This window comes from Pseudonocardia nigra (genome assembly GCF_019396355.1).
Classification (GTDB): Bacteria; Actinomycetota; Actinomycetes; order Mycobacteriales; family Pseudonocardiaceae; genus Pseudonocardia; species Pseudonocardia nigra.
Genome location: NZ_JAHKRK010000015.1, coordinates 50,792 through 67,818, shown reverse-complemented (window position 1 = coordinate 67,818; position 17,027 = coordinate 50,792). Strand labels below are relative to the sequence as shown.

General features: G+C 73.7%; 18 protein-coding genes. 3 read left to right on the top strand and 15 right to left on the bottom strand.

What is annotated here, in order from left to right; genetic code table 11:
• From coaBC to pyrR, 10 genes are all read right to left on the bottom strand, one after another.
• On the bottom strand, positions 1-864 hold an 864-nt coding region (coaBC, locus tag KME75_RS06520), incomplete at its 3' end, for a bifunctional phosphopantothenoylcysteine decarboxylase/phosphopantothenate--cysteine ligase CoaBC (RefSeq protein WP_219413618.1).
• Complete coding sequence (rpoZ, locus tag KME75_RS06515; protein WP_219413626.1) at positions 865-1,137, bottom strand: DNA-directed RNA polymerase subunit omega; 273 nt, start codon at positions 1,135-1,137, stop codon at positions 865-867.
• Between the two features lie 81 nt (positions 1,138-1,218).
• Positions 1,219-1,785, bottom strand: a complete 567-nt coding sequence (gene gmk, locus KME75_RS06510) for a guanylate kinase (RefSeq protein WP_219413617.1) — start codon at positions 1,783-1,785, stop codon at positions 1,219-1,221.
• A gap of 31 nt (positions 1,786-1,816) precedes the next feature.
• Positions 1,817-2,131, bottom strand: a complete 315-nt coding sequence (gene mihF, locus KME75_RS06505) for an integration host factor, actinobacterial type (RefSeq protein ID WP_094928871.1) — start codon at positions 2,129-2,131, stop codon at positions 1,817-1,819.
• Between the two features lie 296 nt (positions 2,132-2,427).
• Positions 2,428-3,261 (bottom strand): orotidine-5'-phosphate decarboxylase, encoded by an 834-nt coding sequence (gene pyrF, locus KME75_RS06500; RefSeq protein WP_308282601.1) that lies wholly within the window; start codon positions 3,259-3,261, stop codon positions 2,428-2,430.
• Positions 3,258-6,551 carry a carbamoyl-phosphate synthase large subunit gene (gene carB, locus KME75_RS06495; RefSeq protein WP_219413616.1) on the bottom strand — a complete coding sequence of 1,098 codons (3,294 nt, stop codon included), beginning with the start codon at positions 6,549-6,551 and terminating at the stop codon, positions 3,258-3,260. Before carB ends, pyrF begins: the two co-directional genes overlap by 4 nt.
• Entirely contained in the window at positions 6,551-7,702 is a 1,152-nt protein-coding gene (gene carA / locus KME75_RS06490; RefSeq protein ID WP_219413615.1) for a glutamine-hydrolyzing carbamoyl-phosphate synthase small subunit, read from the bottom strand. The genes carB and carA overlap by 1 nt, the downstream gene beginning before the upstream one ends.
• Positions 7,699-8,991, bottom strand: a complete 1,293-nt coding sequence (locus KME75_RS06485) for a dihydroorotase (protein ID WP_219413614.1) — start codon at positions 8,989-8,991, stop codon at positions 7,699-7,701. The genes carA and KME75_RS06485 overlap by 4 nt, the downstream gene beginning before the upstream one ends.
• 97 nt (positions 8,992-9,088) lie before the next feature.
• Positions 9,089-10,033, bottom strand: coding sequence for an aspartate carbamoyltransferase catalytic subunit (locus KME75_RS06480; protein WP_219413613.1), 945 nt, complete (start codon positions 10,031-10,033; stop codon positions 9,089-9,091).
• A 73-nt stretch (positions 10,034-10,106) separates the two neighbouring features.
• The gene (pyrR, locus tag KME75_RS06475; protein WP_219413612.1) at positions 10,107-10,715 is read right to left on the bottom strand and encodes a bifunctional pyr operon transcriptional regulator/uracil phosphoribosyltransferase PyrR; all 609 of its coding nucleotides are present in this window, start codon (positions 10,713-10,715) and stop codon (positions 10,107-10,109) included.
• A 491-nt stretch (positions 10,716-11,206) separates the two neighbouring features.
• Between pyrR and bldD the strand changes: the two genes are divergently transcribed.
• Both bldD and KME75_RS06465 read left to right on the top strand, forming a co-directional pair.
• Positions 11,207-11,689, top strand: a complete 483-nt coding sequence (bldD, locus tag KME75_RS06470; RefSeq protein WP_219413611.1) for a transcriptional regulator BldD — start codon at positions 11,207-11,209, stop codon at positions 11,687-11,689.
• A 101-nt stretch (positions 11,690-11,790) separates the two neighbouring features.
• Positions 11,791-12,807 (top strand): prenyltransferase, encoded by a 1,017-nt coding sequence (locus KME75_RS06465; protein ID WP_219413610.1) that lies wholly within the window; start codon positions 11,791-11,793, stop codon positions 12,805-12,807.
• 75 nt (positions 12,808-12,882) lie between these two features.
• On the opposite strand, the gene nusB is transcribed toward KME75_RS06465, so the two are convergent.
• From nusB to KME75_RS06450, 3 genes are all read right to left on the bottom strand, one after another.
• A complete protein-coding gene (gene nusB, locus KME75_RS06460) occupies positions 12,883-13,302 on the bottom strand; it encodes a transcription antitermination factor NusB (RefSeq protein WP_219413624.1) in 420 nt (139 codons plus the stop codon).
• A gap of 2 nt (positions 13,303-13,304) precedes the next feature.
• A complete protein-coding gene (gene efp, locus KME75_RS06455; protein ID WP_219413609.1) occupies positions 13,305-13,868 on the bottom strand; it encodes an elongation factor P in 564 nt (187 codons plus the stop codon).
• Between the two features lie 146 nt (positions 13,869-14,014).
• Positions 14,015-15,100, bottom strand: a complete 1,086-nt coding sequence (locus KME75_RS06450; RefSeq protein ID WP_219413608.1) for an aminopeptidase P family protein — start codon at positions 15,098-15,100, stop codon at positions 14,015-14,017.
• Between the two features lie 63 nt (positions 15,101-15,163).
• Between KME75_RS06450 and KME75_RS06445 the strand changes: the two genes are divergently transcribed.
• Positions 15,164-15,388, top strand: a complete 225-nt coding sequence (locus tag KME75_RS06445; protein ID WP_219413607.1) for a DUF6458 family protein — start codon at positions 15,164-15,166, stop codon at positions 15,386-15,388.
• Here the strand turns inward: KME75_RS06445 and aroQ are convergent.
• Positions 15,382-15,834, bottom strand: coding sequence for a type II 3-dehydroquinate dehydratase (gene aroQ, locus KME75_RS06440; protein ID WP_219413606.1), 453 nt, complete (start codon positions 15,832-15,834; stop codon positions 15,382-15,384). The two genes, KME75_RS06445 and aroQ, sit on opposite strands and share 7 nt — an antisense overlap.
• Complete coding sequence (gene aroB, locus KME75_RS06435; RefSeq protein WP_219413605.1) at positions 15,831-16,928, bottom strand: 3-dehydroquinate synthase; 1,098 nt, start codon at positions 16,926-16,928, stop codon at positions 15,831-15,833. The genes aroQ and aroB overlap by 4 nt, the downstream gene beginning before the upstream one ends.
• Between the last annotated feature and the right edge of the window lie 99 nt (positions 16,929-17,027).

The window sequence follows — 17,027 nt, the reverse complement described above, 5'->3', positions numbered from 1 at the left end:
TCCGCCCGCCGCCACCGGCCGGAAGTCGGCCACGGCGGCGCCCATCACCACCGCGTCGGCCCCCTTCGCCGCCCCCCGCATCGCCTCGCGCAGCTCGGCGGCCGAGCCGACGCGCACGACGTCGACTCCGGCCGGGTCACCCAGGTCGGCGGTGTGGGCGGCCACGAGCGTGACCGCCGCGCCGCGCTGGGCCGCGACCCGGGCCAGCGCGTAGCCCTGCCGCCCGGACGAGCGGTTGCCGAGGAACCGCACCGGGTCGAGCGCCTCACGGGTGCCGCCCGCCGACACCACGACCCGCCGCCCCGTCAGGTCCTGGGGCAGGGCGTCGGCGCGTTCGAGCAGCAGCCGGGCCAGGTCGGCGATCTCCGCCGGGTCGGGCAGCCGGCCGGGGCCGGTGTCCTTCCCGGTCAGGCGCCCAGAGGCGGGCTCGAGCACGACGGCGCCGCGGGAGCGCAGCAGCGCGACGTTGGCCTGCGTGGCCGGGTGCTCCCACATCTCCGTGTGCATCGCGGGCGCGAACAGCACCGGGCAGCGCGCGGTGAGCAGCGACGCGGTCAGCAGGTCGTCGGCCCGACCGGCCGCGGCGCGCGCCAGCAGGTCGGCGGTGGCGGGCGCGACGACGACGAGGTGGGCCTCCTGGCCGAGCTTCACGTGCGGCACCGACGGGACGTCGGTGAAGACGCCCGTGTGCACCGGCTGCCCCGACAGCGCCTCGAACGTGGCGGCCCCGACGAACTCCAGCGCCGACGCGGTGGGCAGCACCCGCACGGAGTGGCCGGACTCGGTGAGCCTGCGCAGCAGCTCCGCGCTCTTGTAGGCCGCGATGCCCCCGGCGACCCCGAGGAGGACGCGAGGGGCCGGCACCTACTCGCCCTCGGTGTGCTCGAGCATGCCGGCCTGGATCTCGCGCATCGCGATCGACAGCGGCTTCTCGCGCGGGCCCGGCTCCACGAGCGGCCCGACATACTCCAGCAGACCCTCACCGAGCTGCGAGTAGTAGTCGTTGATCTGGCGGGCGCGCTTCGCGGCGTAGATCACCAGCGCGTACTTCGAGCTCACCTGACCCAGCAGGTCGTCGATGGGCGGATTGGTGATGCCCTCGGGCGTGGAACCGGCGATGGTGCCGGTCAGCGGCATGCTCACGAAGAATGCTCCAAGAAAGTGGGGACTGAACCGGGATCGCCCGCTCCGCGGTGATGTGCGCTTCGCGAACTCCGCTCAGGCCAGCAATTCTACCAACCGCGACGCGGCGGCCTTGACGTCGTCGTTCACCACGACGACGTCGAACTCGCTGCGCGAGGCGAGTTCCTCGCGCGCGGTCTCGAGCCGGCGGGCGTACTGGGCGTCGGACTCCGTGCCGCGGCCGCGCAGCCGACGCGCCAGCTCGTCGAACGACGGCGGTTCCAGGAAGACCGTGACGGCCTCCGGGAGCACGACCTTGATCGCGCGCGCCCCCTGCAGATCCACCTCGACGAGCACCGGGCGGCCCTCGGTGAGTGCCCGTTCCACCGGCTCCCGCGGGGTGCCGGACCGCTGCAGCCCGCCGTGGATCTCGGCCCACTCGAGCAGCTCGCCGCGCTCGATCAGGCCGTCGAACCCGGCAGGCCCCACGAACCGGTAGTGCACCCCGTCGACCTCGCCGGGACGCGGGTCCCGCGTGGTGGCCGACACGCTGAAGAACAGCTCGGGAACCTGGGCCCGGACCTCGGCGACGACACTGCTCTTGCCGACGCCGGAGGGGCCGGCCAGAACGATCAGCCGGCCCCTCCGGGCGTCGTGCTCCATGATCTTCGCTCTCCCGTACCGGTGACCGGGCTCAGGACTCGAAGTCGGCCAGCAGCGCCTTGCGCTGCCGGTCGCCCAGCCCGCGCAGCCGGCGCGACGGCGCGATCTCGAGCCGCTCCATGATCTGGGCGGCGCGGACCTTGCCGACGCCGGGCATCGCCTCGAGCAGGGCCGAGACCTTCATCTTGCCCAGCACCTCGTCGGTGTCGGACTGCTTCAGGACCTCCCCGAGGGTGGTCCCGCCGCGCTTGAGCCGGTCCTTCAGCTCGGCCCGGGCCCGGCGCGCCGCAGCCGCCTTCTCCAAGGCGGCAGCACGCTGTTCCTCGGTCAGCTGGGGAAGGGCCACGGTCTCCTCCGTCTTTCGTCGTGCGGCCTGGAATCAGGGCGCATCCTCACCACACCGTCGCGGGCCTGCCCGCGGGTTCCACCGAACGTACTCACGCCCCTTTCGAGAGGGGAAACGGGGGGTGCCACCTGGGGTTCCTCCGGATGGCCACCCGGTCGGGTGATACCACGCGGAGGCGTCGATCCCCGTACGCGACCCGCCCGTTCGGCGCACCGGAACGGCCTGTGGGCGGCGCCTGCGGAGGACGCCCGGCGCCGCCCGGAGCGATGGTCAACGCCTCGGGCGAGAGGTGATGATCACTCTGTGACGGCGAACTCGTCCTGCAGCGCCGCGGCGGCGCCCCGCACGGCGACCGGGTCGGGCCCCGCGCGCAGCACCGACCGCGAGGCGGTGGGGAGCACGAGCCCCGAGACGCCCGCGAACCGCGCGATGACGTCGGCCGGGCCAGCGCCCTGCGCCCCGAGCCCCGGGACCAGCACGGGACCGTTCAGGCCCGACAGGTCCAGCCCGTGGTCCGCGGTGGCGCCGACGACCACGCCGACGTCGCCCACCGGCGTGCTCCCCGCGTTGGCCGCAGCGGCGGCGTCGACGATCGTCTGGGCGACGCTGCGACCCGCCGAGTCGGCGAGCTGGACCTCACCGCCCTCCGGGTTCGACGTGCGGGCCAGGACGAACACGCCCCGGCCCGCGTCGGCCGCGGCGGTGAGCGCCGGGGCCAGCGAGCCGAACCCGAGGTAGGGCGACAGCGTCACGGCGTCGGCGCCCAGCGGGGCACCCACCCCGAGGTACGCATCGGCGTAGCCGTCCATCGTGGAGCCGATGTCACCGCGCTTGACGTCGAGCACCGTCAGCGTGGGAGTGTCCGCGAAGGCCGCGAGCACCCGCTCCAGCACGGCGACCCCGCGGGAGCCGTGCCGTTCGAAGAACGCCGACTGCGGCTTCACCACGGCCACGTGCCCCGCGAGCGCGGCCACGCAACCGTCGGCGAACCGCGCCAGCCCGTCGGCGTCGTCGGTGAGGCCCCACTCCGCCAGCAGCGACGGGTGCGGGTCGATCCCCACGCACAGCGCACCGAACGCGGCGACGACGTCGTGCAGCCGCTGCCCGAACGTCACGCCGGGACCGCTCACGAGCGGGACTTCCGCAGCGCGGCGTGCGCGTCCTGCAGCGAGCGCACCCCGATCTGGCCGGCCTTGAGCGCCTCGATGCCCTGCACGGCGGCCGCCGCCCCCTGCACCGTGGTGATGCACGGGACGCCGCGGGACACCGCGGCGGCTCGGATCTCGTAGCCGTCCACCCGAGGCCCGGAGTTGCCGTACGGGGTGTTGACGATGAGGTCGACGTCCCCGGCGAGGATCCGGTCGACGACCGTCTCGCCCGCGGCGCTCTCGCTGTGCTTGCGCACCACGGTGGCGTCGATCCCGTTGCGGCGCAGCACGTCGGCCGTGCCCGCCGTGGCGAGCACCTCGAACCCGAGGTCGGCGAGCCGCCGCACCGGGAACACCATGGCCCGCTTGTCGCGGTCGGCGATCGAGACGAACACCCGCCCGGACGTCGGCAGCGAGCCGTAGGCCCCCGCCTGGGACTTCGCGAACGCCGGGCCGAACGCGGAGTCGAAGCCCATCACCTCGCCGGTGGACTTCATCTCCGGGCCGAGCAGCGGGTCGACGCCGTGGCCCTCGCGGGTGCGGAACCGGTGGAACGGCAGCACGGCCTCCTTCACCGCGACCGGGGCGTCCGGCGGCAGCTCGAGGCCGTCGCCGTCGGCGGGCAGCAGCCCCTCGCCGCGCAGCTGCGCGATCGTGGCCCCGAGCATAACGCGGGCGGCCGCCTTGGCCAGCGGCACCGCCGTCGCCTTGGACACGAACGGCACCGTGCGCGACGCCCGCGGGTTGGCCTCCAGCACGTAGAGCGTCTCGCCGTGCAGCGCGTACTGGACGTTGAGCAGCCCCCGCACACCCACGCCGCGGGCGATCGCCTCGGTGGAGCGGCGCACCTGCGCGAGGATGCTGCGCCCCAGGGTGATCGGCGGGAGGGTGCAGGAGGAGTCGCCGGAGTGCACCCCGGCCTCCTCGATGTGCTCCATCACGCCGCCGATGAACACCTCGTCGCCGTCGCACAGCGCGTCGACGTCGATCTCGATGGCGTCGTCGAGGAACCGGTCGACCAGCACCGGGCGCTCCTGGCTGATGGCCGTGGCGCGGGAGATGTAGCCGGCGAGCGACTCGTCGTCGTAGACGATCTCCATGCCGCGCCCGCCCAGGACGTAGGACGGGCGGACGAGCACCGGGTAGCCGATGCGCTCGGCGATGTCGCGGGCCTGCGCGAACGACGTGGCCATGCCGAACGCGGGCGCCGGGAGGCCGGCCGCGCGCAGCACCTCGCCGAACGCCCCGCGGTCCTCGGCGAGGTCGATCGCCGCGGCGGAGGTCCCGACGACGGGCACGCCGGCCGCGGTGAGCCGTTCGGCCAGGCCGAGCGGCGTCTGCCCGCCCAGCTGCACGATCACGCCGACGACGGTGCCGGAGGCCTGTTCTGCGTGCACGACCTCCAGCACGTCCTCGAACGTGAGCGGCTCGAAGTAGAGCCGGTCGGCCGTGTCGTAGTCGGTGGACACCGTCTCCGGGTTGCAGTTGACCATCACGGTCTCGAACCCGGCCTCGCGCAGCGCCATCACCGCGTGCACGCAGGAGTAGTCGAACTCGATGCCCTGCCCGATCCGGTTGGGCCCGGAGCCGAGGATGAGCACCTTCGGCTTCTCGGTCTGCGGCGCCACCTCCGACTCCGCGGCGGGGTCGGTCTCGTAGGCGCTGTAGTGGTAGGGCGTCTTCGCCGCGAACTCCGCGGCGCAGGTGTCGACCGTCTTGTAGACCGGCCGCACGCCGAGGCGGTGCCGCAGCGCACGCACCCCGTCCTCGCCGGCGAACTCCGGGCGCAGCACGGCGAGCTGGCGGTCCGACAGCCCCGCCCGCTTCGCCCGGCGCAGCAGCGGCTCGTCGAGCACCGCGGCGGCCTCGATCTCGCGGCGCAGCTCGCCGAGTGCGGCGATCTGGTCGAGGAACCACGGGTCGATGCCCGTGCGCTGCGCCACCTCGGCCACGCTCGAGCCGGCGCGCAGCGCGTGCTCGACGGCGTAGATGCGCCCGTCGGTGGGGGTGGTGATGTCGCCGACCTCGTCGCGGTCGGGCTTGGTCCAGAACCCCGCACGGGAGGTCTCCATCGAGCGCAGCGCCTTGCCCAGTGCCTCGGGGAAGGACCGGCCCAGCGCCATCGCCTCGCCCACGCTCTTCATCGTGGTGGTGAGCTCGGGGTCGGCGCCGGTGAACTTCTCGAAGGCGAAACGGGGGATCTTCACCACGACGTAGTCGAGCGTCGGCTCGAACGCCGCCGGCGTCTCGCCGGTGATGTCGTTGCGGATCTCGTCGAGCGTGTAGCCGACGGCGAGCTTCGCGGCGATCTTCGCGATCGGGAACCCGGTGGCCTTCGACGCCAGCGCCGAGGACCGCGACACCCGCGGGTTCATCTCGATGACGACCAGGCGCCCGGTCTCGGGGTGGATCGCGAACTGGATGTTGCAGCCGCCGGTGTCGACGCCGACCGCGCGCAGCACGGCGATACCGACGTCGCGCATGTGCTGGTACTCGCGGTCGGTGAGCGTCATCGCCGGCGCGACCGTGATCGAGTCGCCGGTGTGCACGCCCATCGGGTCGAGGTTCTCGATCGAGCAGATGACCACGACGTTGTCGGCGTGGTCGCGCATCAGCTCGAGCTCGTACTCCTTCCACCCGAGCACGGACTCCTCGATGAGCACCTCCGTGACCGGGGAGGCGTCGAGCCCGGCGCCGGCGAGGCGCTCGAGGTCCTTGGGGGTGTGGGCCATGCCGGACCCGAGCCCGCCCATCGTGAACGACGGCCGGATCACCACCGGCAGCCCCAGCTCGGCGACCGCGGAGCGCACCTCGTCCATCGAGTGGCAGACCGCCGAGCGCGGCACGTCACCGCCGACCGACTGCACGATCTCCTTGAACTTCAGCCGGTCCTCACCGCGCTGGATGGCGTCGATGTCGGCGCCGATCAGCTCCACGCCGTAGCGCTCCAGCGCACCGTTCTCGTGCAGCGCGACCGCGGTGTTGAGCGCGGTCTGCCCGCCGAGCGTGGCGAGGATCGCGTCCGGTCGCTCGGCGGCGATGACCTGCTCGACGTACTCCGGGGTGACCGGCTCGATGTAGGTCGCGTCGGCGAACTCCGGGTCGGTCATGATCGTGGCCGGGTTGGAGTTGACCAGGGAGACGCGGATCCCCTCGGCCTGCAGCACCCGGCAGGCCTGGGTGCCGGAGTAGTCGAACTCGGCGGCCTGGCCGATGACGATCGGCCCGGAGCCGATCACCATGACGTGGTGGATGTCCTCGCGGCGTGGCATCAGGCGCCCTCCTCGGTCAGGCGGTGCCGGCCGGGGGCGCGGCCGTCGTCCATCAGTTCGACGAAGCGGTCGAACAGGTCGGCGGCGTCGTGCGGGCCCGCCGCCGCCTCGGGGTGGTACTGCACGCTGAACGCGGGCACCTCGAGGGCCTGCAGGCCTTCGACGGTGCCGTCGTTCGGGCAGGTGTGGGTGATCTCGGCGGCGCCGAACGGGGTGTCGAACCGCTCCCCCGCCTCACCCTCCACGGCGAACCCGTGGTTCTGGGAGGTGATCGCGACGCGGCCGGTGGCGTGCTCCACGACGGGGATGTTGATGCCGCGGTGGCCGTAGCGCATCTTGTACGTCCCCCGGCCCAGCGCGCGGCCGAGGATCTGGTTGCCGAAGCAGATGCCGAACAGTGGAATGCGCCGCTCGAGCACCTGCCGGGTCAGCTCCACCGGGCCGTCCGCCGTGGCGGGGTCACCCGGGCCGTTGGACAGGAAGAAGCCGTCCGGGGCCAGCTCCTCGATCTGCGCGATCGTGGTGCCGGCGGGCAGCACGTGCACCTCGACACCGCGCGCGGCGAGCATCCGCGGGGTGTTGAACTTGATCCCGACGTCGAGGGCGGCCACCCGGAAGCGGCGGATCCCCTCGGCGGGCACGACGTAGGGCTCGCGGGTGGTGACGGCGCCGTAGAGGTCGGCGCCCTCCATCGGCGGGCTGGCGAGCACGCGCTCCACCAGCTCGGCGTCCGGGGCCAGCGCGTCGCCGGAGAACACCCCGGCGCGCATCGCGCCGCGCTCGCGCAGGTGGCGCACCAGTGCGCGAGTGTCGACCCCGGCCACGCCGACCACGCCCTGGTCGGCGAGCGCGTCCCCGAGCGAGCGACGGGAGCGCCAGTTCGACGGCGTGCGCGCGGGGTCGCGCACCACGTAGCCCGCCACCTGGATCGCCGAGGACTCGTCGTCCTCGTCGTTCCAGCCGGTGTTGCCGATCTGCGGCGCGGTCTGCACCACGATCTGCCGGTGGTAGGACGGGTCGGTGAGCGTCTCCTGGTAGCCGGTCATGCCGGTGGCGAACACGGCCTCGCCCAGCCCCGCACCGGTCGCGCCGTACGCCTCGCCGCGGAAGATCCTGCCGTCCTCGAGGACCAGCACTGCCGGGCCGTTCATGCCATCACCTCTCCATCGCGCGCCGTGACGCGGCCGCGCAGTACCGTCGCGGCCACCGTCGCCGGCAGCCGCATCCCCTCGAAGGGGGTGTTGGACGCCTTGCTGGCCAGCGCCGCGCCGCGCACCGTCCAGGCGTCGTCCGGGTCGACCAGCGCGAACGTAGCGGGCTCGCCGACCGCGATCGGACGGCCCTGGTCGGGCAGCCCGGCTATCTGTGCGGGCCGCTCGGACAGGACGCGGGCGACCCCGCGCCAGTCCAGCAGCCCCGGCTCGACCAACGCGAGCACCACCACCGACAGCGCGGTCTGCAGACCGAGCATCCCCGGCTTCGCCGCGGCCCACTCGGTGTCCTTGTACTGGGCGGCGTGCGGGGCGTGGTCGGTGCCGACGACGTCGATCACGCCCTCGGCCAGCGCCGCCCGCATCGCCTTGGTGTCCTCGCCGGTGCGCAGCGGCGGGTTGACCTTGTGGACCGGGTCGTAGCTCGTGAGCGCCGCGTCGGTGAGCAGCAGGTGGTGCGGGGTGACCTCGGCCGACACCCGCACCCCGGCCGCCTTCGCCGCGCGGAGCACCTCGATGGTGTGCGCCGAGGAGACGTGGCAGACGTGCAGCGCCGCCCCGGCCTCGCGGGCCAGCGCGCAGTCACGGGCGACGATCGTCTCCTCGGCGGTGGCGGGCCAGCCGGCCAGCCCCAGCCGGGACGCCACCACTCCCTCGTGCGCCTGCGCGCCCGCGGTGAGCCGGTGGTCCTCGGCGTGCTGGGCGATCACGACGTCCAGCGCCGAGGCGTACTCCAGGGCCCGGCGCATGATCAGCGGGTCGTGGACGCAGCGGCCGTCGTCGGAGAACATCCGCACCTGTGCGCGGCTCCTGGCCATCGTTCCCAGCTCGGCCATCTTCACGCCCTCGAGCCCGACGGTGACCGCGCCGACCGGGTGGACGTCGACCAGCCCGACCTCCTCACCGCGGCGGCGGACGTGCTCGACGACCACCGCGGTGTCCGCCACCGGGTCGGTGTTGGGCATCGCGAACACGGCGGTGTACCCGCCGAGGGCGGCCGCGCGGGAGCCGGTCTCGATGGTCTCGGACTCCTCGCCGCCGGGTTCGCGCAGGTGGGTGTGCAGGTCGACGAAACCGGGCAGCAGGACCTTGCCGGCGGCGTCGAGCACCTCGACGCCCTCGGGAGCCGCGAGCCCGGCGCCGATCTCGACGACGACCCCGTCGCGCACGAGCACGTCCACGGCGTCCCCGCCGTAGGGCCGAGCGTTGGCGATCAGCAGGTCGGACACGTGGTGGGCTCCGTTCCGGTTCGCAGCAAGGTGGCCATGCTGCCGTCCAGTGGCAGTAAAGCCACCTCGCTGGCGTGTGGGGTGGGGGGCGTGGCGCTCACTCGGGGGCTCCCGCCAGGAGGTGGTAGAGGACCGCCATGCGGACGTGGACGCCGTTGGACACCTGGGCCAGCACGGCCGCCCGCGGGCTGTCGGCCACCGCGGGCGCGATCTCCATGCCGCGCACCATCGGGCCGGGGTGCAGCACCGCGGCGTGCTCGGGCAGCAGCGCCGCCCGGTCCTCCGACAGGCCGTAGCCGATCGCGTACTCGCGGGCGGACGGGAAGAACGCCCCGTGCATCCGCTCGGCCTGCACCCGCAGCATCATCACCGCATCCAGCGCGGGGAGCTCGGCGTCCAGCTCCGGGCTCACGCGGCACGGCCACTGCTCGACGCCGGTGGGCAGCAGCGTCGGCGGCGCGACCAGCACCACCTCGGCGCCCAGCGTGGCGAGCAGGAACACGTTGGACCGCGCGACCCGGCTGTGCAGGACATCGCCGACGATGCCGATCCGGCGCCCGGCGATGCCGCCGAGCCGGTCCCGCAGCGTGGCCGCGTCGAGCAGCGCCTGGGTGGGGTGCTCGTGGGTGCCGTCACCCGCGTTGACGATCGCGGTGTGCGTGCCGGTGGCGGCGGCGTCCCGGTCGATCCAGCCGGCGATGCGGTGCGCTGCCCCGCTCGCGGGATGCCGGACGATCACGCAGTCCGCGCCCATCGCCGACAGCGTGAGCGCAGTGTCGCGCAGCGACTCGCCCTTCGACACCGATGAGCCGGACGCGCTGACGTTGATCGTGTCGGCGCTCATCCACTTGCCCGCGGCCTCGAACGACACCCGCGTGCGGGTGGAGTTCTCGTAGAACATCGTGATCACGGTGCGGCCGCGCAGGGTGGGCAGCTTGCGGACCTCGCGACCCAGCAGCGCCTGCTTGAGCCGGTCGGCCGTGTCGAGCAGGCCGGTGGCCGCGGCGGCGTCGAGGTCGGTGACCGAGAGCAGATGCTTCACGCCCCCTCCTCGCCGGCGCTCGTCGCAGGCGTTCGCCGGGCTGCTGTGTCCGATGGTGAACTCGCAAGCTCGTTCACGCCCCCTCCTCCCCCGGTTCGTCCTGCGCAGGCGCCCGCCGCAGCAGGACGCCGTCGCTGCCGTCGATCTCCGACAGCAGCACGAGGATCTGCTCGTCGCGGGCGGTCGGCACGTTCTTCCCCACGTAGTCGGCGCGGATGGGCAGCTCCCGATGGCCGCGGTCGACGAGCACGGCGAGCTGCACCGCGCGCGGGCGGCCGTGGTCGCTCAACGCGTCCAGCGCGGCCCGCACCGTGCGCCCCGACATCAGCACGTCGTCGACGAGCACGACGAGCGCGTCGTCCAGCCCGCCCTCCGGCACCGCGGTGTCCTCCAGCGCGCGGGCCGGGCGGCGGCGCAGGTCGTCGCGGTAGAGCGTCGGGTCGACCGAGCCGACCGCGGGTGCGGTGCCGGCGAACTCCTCGATCGCGGCGGCCAGACGTCGCGCCACGACGGTGCCGCGGGTGGGGATGCCGATGAGGACCACGCCGCCCTCGGCCCCCGCGGTCTTCTCGATGATCTGGTGCGCGATCCGCGCGATGGTGCGGGTGACGTCGGCGGCGCTGAGCAGCTCGCGCACGGGGGCGCTCGCGCCTGCCGGGTCCCCGCGGCGGTCGTCCGCCACGAGTCACTCCTTCCCCGCCTCACGGGACGGGCCTTAAAGGAAACCGGTCGCCGCGACGCTACCAGCGGGGCACGCGAGAACCGGCCGTTCCGGGCCCCGGCATCGGCAGCGTCACACCGCGTACGGTCCCGCGACCCTCAGCGGCACCCACACGTACCCCAGCGGTCACCGCCCGCTGACCGGGCTGAGACCATCCGGGGGAGCATGCGCGTTGCCGATCGTCGACGTAACACCTGGCGAGGCCCCCTCGATCAGCCGTTCGAGTGGTCTCCGCCCCTGATCAGACCGGGAGGGGTCAGCCAACTTGACCGAACGGCGGCGCGAGCGCATGATTACTCTCCGTATTGATCCACTGCTCTCAGGGTGGCCGCGGTAGCGGGGGACCACCTCGGGACGGGAGCCGGCGCACTCCTGCGCGCCGCACGGTTCCCGCATGACAGGTACGACCCCGGTCCCGCGGTCGGGGCACCAGCAAGTGAGGAGGTCGCCAGATGGGCGACTACGCCAAGGCGCTCGGCGGGAAGCTCCGCGCCATCCGGCAGCAGCAGGGGTTGTCGCTGCACGGCGTCGAGCAGAAGTCCGGTGGTCGCTGGAAGGCGGTCGTTGTGGGCTCCTACGAGCGGGGCGACCGCGCGGTCACCGTGCAGAAGCTGGCCGAGCTGGCCGACTTCTACGGGGTGCCCGTCGCCGAGCTGCTGCCCGAGGGCCGCATCCCGTCCGGCTCCGAGCCCGCCACGAAGATCGTCATCAACCTGGAGCGGCTCCAGCAACTGCCGGCGGACAAGGTGGGCCCGCTGGCCCGCTACGCCGCCGCGATCCAGAGCCAGCGCGGCGACTACAACGGCAAGGTGCTCTCGATCCGCGCCGAGGACCTCCGGTCGCTGTCGATCATCTACGACATGACGCCCGGCGAGCTCACCGACCAGCTCATCGACTGGGGCGTGCTGCCGCCCGAGGCCCGGCCGACCGCGTAACACCGGTCCGGCGGCCCGGGGTGCTCGGGGAAGGCACCGGCGGGGCCGCCGTCGCCCGTCGTCGCTGCGGCATGGTGACTGTGCCGCAGGAACGGTGGAGCATGGCCACCATGCCGCAACCGGGTGGGCGGGTCCGCGCGTGGGCGTACGCGCTGCGCACGACCAACCCGCCGCCCGGTGGGCCCGTCGACGCCGTCACGCGGTGGATCGTGGTCACCCGCGCCGCGGTGCTGCCGATGACGCTGGTGTCCGGCCTCGTCGCAGCGCTGCTCGCGGTCGGCACGCCAGGGCTCGACGTGCGCTGGCTCGTGCTGGCGGTGGTCGGCATCACGCTGGCCCACGTCGCCAACAACCTGATGAACGACCTGTACGACACCCGGGCGGGCAGCGACAGCGCGGCCTACCCGCGGGCGCTCTACGCCCCGCACCCGGTGCTGTCCGGCCTCGTGGGCACCCGCACCCTCGTCGCGGCGATCGTGCTGGTCAACGCCGCCGACCTGCTGATACTGGTCGTGCTCGCGGCCGCCAGGGGCTGGCCGGTGGTCGCGTTCGCGCTCGCCGGGTTCGTGCTGAGCGTGGCCTACACCGCGCCGCCGCTGCGCCTCAAGAAGCGCGGCCTCGGCGAGCCGGACGTGCTCGTCGTCTGGGGCCCGCTGATGGTCGGCGGCACCTACTACGCCGCGACGGGCACGATCGGCTGGCCGGTGCTGCTCGCGTCCCTGCCCTACGGCCTGCTGTGCACCACGGTGCTCATGGGCAAGCACATCGACAAGATCCCCTATGACGCGCCGCTCGGGATCCGGACGCTGCCGGTCCTGCTGGGCGACGCGCGGGCCCGCGCCGTGACCCTCGGCCTGATGGTCGCGTTCTACGTGCTGGTCGCGGCCTGCGTGCTGGTCGGGGCGATGCCGTGGCCCGCGCTCCTGGTCGTGCTGGCGCTGCCGCGGCTGGTGAAGGTGTGGCCCCGCTTCCGGCGGCCACCGCCCGCGGAGCCGCCGGCGGGCTTCCCGGTGTGGCCGCTCTGGTACGCCGCGCTCGCCTGGGTGCACGTCCGCCAGGCGGGCGCACTGCTGGTCGTCGGCCTGGCGGTGGGCGCCGCTCTGCGGGTGCTCGGCTGAGGCGCGCGAACTCGCGCGAGCGGCACTCTCGGGCGAACCTGTCGTTCGAATGTGCCGTCGCGCAACCTGCGCCGGTCAGCGCGTGGCGCGCAGGTGCTCGGCGATGTCGGCGATCCGGCCGAGCACACCGTTGAGGAACCGGGGGCTGTCGTCGGTGGACAGGCTCCTGGCCAGCTCCACCGCCTCGGTGATCGCCACCGGGTCGTCGATCTCGTCCACCCAGAGCAGCTCGAACACCGCGATCCGCAGCAGGGTGCGGTCGACCGCGGGCATCCGCGCGACGCTCCAGCCCTCGGCGTGCTCGGCGAGCAGCTGGTCGATGCGCTCCCGGTGCTCGACGACGCCCTGCACGAGCATCGCGGCGTAGTCCGAGACCGGCGGCGCGTCGTCGGTCTCCCGGCGCTGGGTGAGCACCTCGACCGGGTCGTCGCCGCGGGCCTCGGACTCGAAGAGGATGTCGAGCGCGCGTTTCCGCGCCCTCGTGCGCGCCCTGATCATCAGCTGGAGATGCGGCCCAGGTAACGCCCGTCGCGGGTGTCCACCTTGACCTTCTCGCCGGTGGTGACGAACAGCGGCACCTGGATCTCGGCGCCCGTCTCCAGGGTGGCGGGCTTGGTGCCGCCGGTGGAGCGGTCGCCCTGCAGGCCCGGGTCGGTGTGCTGGATGACCAGCTCCACCGAGGTGGGCAGCTCGACGTACAGCGGCACGCCCTCGTGCAGGGCCACCATCGCCGTCTGGTTCTCGAGCATGTAGTTGGCGGCGTCGCCGACGGTGCCCTCCGGGATGGAGATCTGGTCGAACGTGTCGCCGTCCATGAAGACGAAGTCGGCGCCGTCGCGGTAGAGGTAGGTCATGTCGCGCCGGTCGACGGTGGCGGTGTCGACCTTGGTGCCGGCGTTGAAGGTCTTGTCGACGACCTTGCCGGTGAGCACGTTCTTGAGGGTCGTGCGCACGAACGCGCCGCCCTTACCGGGCTTGACGTGCTGGAACGCCGTCACCGACCACAGCTGGCCGTCGAGGTTGAGCACCAGGCCGTTCTTCAGGTCGTTCGTGGTGGCCACGTGGGGATCTCTCCTGCATCTGTCGCGGGGCCGCGTGTGGTCGGCCGCGGAACTGCCGGCAAGCCGACACCGCCGTCACGCGCCCTGGGGTGTCCTCGAGAGGGCGACGCCGGAACCGGCGCCCCTGTCCGCCCTCCAGCCTACCGCTAGACCTCGAGCAACTCCTTGGTGGTGCACGTCAACAGCTCCGGCCCGCCGTCGCGGACGATCAAGGTGTCCTCGATCCGCACCCCGCCGCGGCCGGGCAGGTAGACGCCGGGCTCGACGGTGACCGCCATCCCCGCCGCGAGCGCGCCGGTGCCCGTCTTCGCCAGCGCGGGCGCCTCGTGGATCTCCAGCCCGACGCCGTGGCCCAGGCCGTGCACGAACTCCTCGCCGCGGCCCGCCGCCTCCACGACCCCGCGCGCGGCGGCGTCGACGTCGGACACCTCCGCGCCCGGGACGAGGGCGGCCCGCCCGCCGGCCTGCGCGGCCGCGACGAGCCCGTACAGCTCGCGCTGCCAGCCGGCAGCGCGGCCGAGCACCACGGTGCGCGTCATGTCCGAGTGGTAGCCCTCGACCAGCGCCCCGAAGTCCAGCTTCACGAACCCGCCCGCCTCGAGCACCGTCTCCGTGGGCCGGTGGTGCGGCACCGCGGAGTGGGCTCCCGCCGCCACGATCGTCTCGAACGACGGCCCGGCGGCACCGTGCTCGCGCATGCGGTTCTCGAGGTCGAGTGCGACGGCGCGCTCGGTGCGGCCCGGCCGCAGCCCGCCCGCGGCGAGCAGGTCGGCGAGTGCGGCGTCGGCCGCGGCGCACGCGGCCCGCAGCGCCGCGACCTCCGCCTCGTCCTTGACGACGCGCAGCCGCTGCACCAGCCCGGGCCCGCGGAGCAGGGTGACGCCGTCCGCCGCCTCGTCCAGTGCCGCGTGGGCGTCGACGGTGACGACGTCGCACTCGAAGCCGAGTCGCCGCACCCCCCACCCCGCGGCGCCGCGCGCGAGGGCGAGCGCGCTCGCCCGGTCGATCACCGGCTCGAGGTCGGGCACCTGCTCGGCGGCCTGCGTGCGGTACCGCCCGTCGGTGCAGAAGCGGCTCGCGGCGTCCCCGTCGGCGTGCACCAGCAGCGCGGCGTTCGAGCCGGTGAACCCGGTGAGGTAGCGGATGTTCACCAGGTCCGTGACGAGCAGCGCGTCGACGTCCACGGTGGGCAGCAGCGCGCGCAGCGCCGCGCGGCGGGAGGCGTGGGACACCCGCTCACCCTACGTGCGCGCGGCACCGCGTGTGCCCGGTGCGGCGGCGGGGTACGGACCGGCATGCGAATCGGCTCGAGCATCGTTCTGATCGCCATCGGCCTGATCCTGGCGCTGGCGGTGAACCTCGACATCTCGGGTGTCGACCTCCAGCTGGTCGGCTGGATCCTCGCCGCCGTCGGTGTCGTCGGGCTGCTGGTCAGCCTCGCGCTCGCGCGGCGGCCCCGGCCGGTGGTCGCCCGCGAGGAGCCCTACACCCCGCCGCACACGCACCCGCGCGACTACTGAGGCCGGCCTGCGATCCAGCGCAGCGCGAGGGCGTAGCCGTCCACGCCCAGCCCCACGATCACGCCGGTAGCCACGTCGGAGATGTAGGAGTGGTGCCGGAACTCCTCGCGGGCGTGCACGTTGGTGATGTGCACCTCGATCAGCGGCGTGGTGAGCTGGGCGCACGCGTCGCGGACCGCGACCGACGTGTGCGTCCACGCCGCGGCGTTGAGCACCACCGGGGTGCCGGCGTCGGCGGCCTCGTGCAGCCAGCCGATCAGCTCGCCCTCGTGGTCGGTCTGGCGCACCTCGACGGCCAGGCCCAGCTCGGCCCCCGTGCGCTCGCACAGCTCCACGAGCCCGGCGTAGGTGGTGCTGCCGTACTTCTCCGGCTCGCGGGCGCCGAGCCTGCCGAGGTTCGGCCCGTTCAGCACGAGCGCACGCCGTGCCTCCCCGCTCGCACTCACGCCGACACCGCCGCGTACGCCCGCTCCAGCAGCTCCGGCTCCGGGCCCTCCAGCCTGCCGGGCTTCGCCAGGCCGTCGAGCACGACGAAGCGCAGCGTGCCCGCGCGCGCCTTCTTGTCGCCCCGCATCGTCTCCACCAGCTCGGGCAACACGCCCGCGGCGTAGGAGACCGGCAGCCCGACCGACTCCAGCACCGTGCGGTGCCGGTCGGCCGTGGCGTCGTCGAGGCGGCCGGCCGCCCGCGCGAGCTCCGCGGCGAACACCAGGCCCACGCTGACGGCCGATCCGTGCCGCCATCGGTAGTCCTCGCGGCGTTCGATCGCGTGGCCCAGCGTGTGGCCGTAGTTGAGGATCTCCCGCAGGTGCGACTCGCGCAGGTCGGCGCCGACGACGTCGGCCTTCACCTGGATCGAGCGGCGGACGAGCTCGGGCAGCACGTCACCGGACGGGTCGAGCGCCCGCGCGGGGTCGGCCTCGACGAGCTCGAGGATGCGCGGGTCGGCGATGAACCCGGCCTTGACGATCTCCGCGCTGCCCGCGACCAGCTCGGCGGGCGGCAGCGTGTCGAGCACGGCGAGGTCGACCAGCACGGCCGCCGGCTCGTGGAACGCGCCGACGAGGTTCTTGCCCGCGGCGGTGTTGATCCCGGTCTTGCCGCCGACCGCGGCGTCGACCATGGCGAGCAGCGTGGTGGGGACGTGCACCACCGGCACCCCGCGCATCCACGTGGCCGCGACGAACCCGGCGAGGTCGGTGGCCGCCCCGCCGCCGAGGGAGATCACCACGTCGCCGCGGGTCAGCCCGACCTGCCCGCAGACCTCCCAGCAGAACCCGGCGACGGCGAGGGACTTGCCCTCCTCCGCGTCGGGCACCTCGACGCGGTGCGCGTCGACACCCGCGGCGGCGAGCTCGCCGCGGACCCGCTCGGCGACATCGGCCAGCGCGGGCTGGTGCACCAGGACCGCGGTGGCGGCGCCGAGCCCGGTGACCGTGTCCACCAGCTCCTCGCGCACCCCCCGGCCGACGAGCACGGGATAGGGCCGCTCGGCGGCCACCTCGATGCGGACTTTCCCGGGGCGCACGGCGTCGTTCATGCGGATCAGGCTAGGGCGTGTCTGGTGGATCTGGGTCGATGGGCTCGGTGATCCAGATCGTTCCTGGCAAGGCGGAGGCCCGAGCCGTCGTACCTGGCG

Coding starts and splice junctions, on each gene's coding strand:
- gmk (WP_219413617.1), bottom strand. CDS start 1,785: ATGGAGCACGACGCCCGGAGGGGCCGGCTGATCGTTCTGGCCGGCCCC.
- aroB (WP_219413605.1), bottom strand. CDS start 16,928: ATGAACGACGCCGTGCGCCCCGGGAAAGTCCGCATCGAGGTGGCCGCC.
- carB (WP_219413616.1), bottom strand. CDS start 6,551: ATGCCACGCCGCGAGGACATCCACCACGTCATGGTGATCGGCTCCGGG.
- bldD (WP_219413611.1), top strand. CDS start 11,207: ATGGGCGACTACGCCAAGGCGCTCGGCGGGAAGCTCCGCGCCATCCGG.
- carA (WP_219413615.1), bottom strand. CDS start 7,702: ATGAACGGCCCGGCAGTGCTGGTCCTCGAGGACGGCAGGATCTTCCGC.
- KME75_RS06445 (WP_219413607.1), top strand. CDS start 15,164: ATGCGAATCGGCTCGAGCATCGTTCTGATCGCCATCGGCCTGATCCTG.
- rpoZ (WP_219413626.1), bottom strand. CDS start 1,137: ATGCCGCTGACCGGCACCATCGCCGGTTCCACGCCCGAGGGCATCACC.
- KME75_RS06465 (WP_219413610.1), top strand. CDS start 11,791: ATGGCCACCATGCCGCAACCGGGTGGGCGGGTCCGCGCGTGGGCGTAC.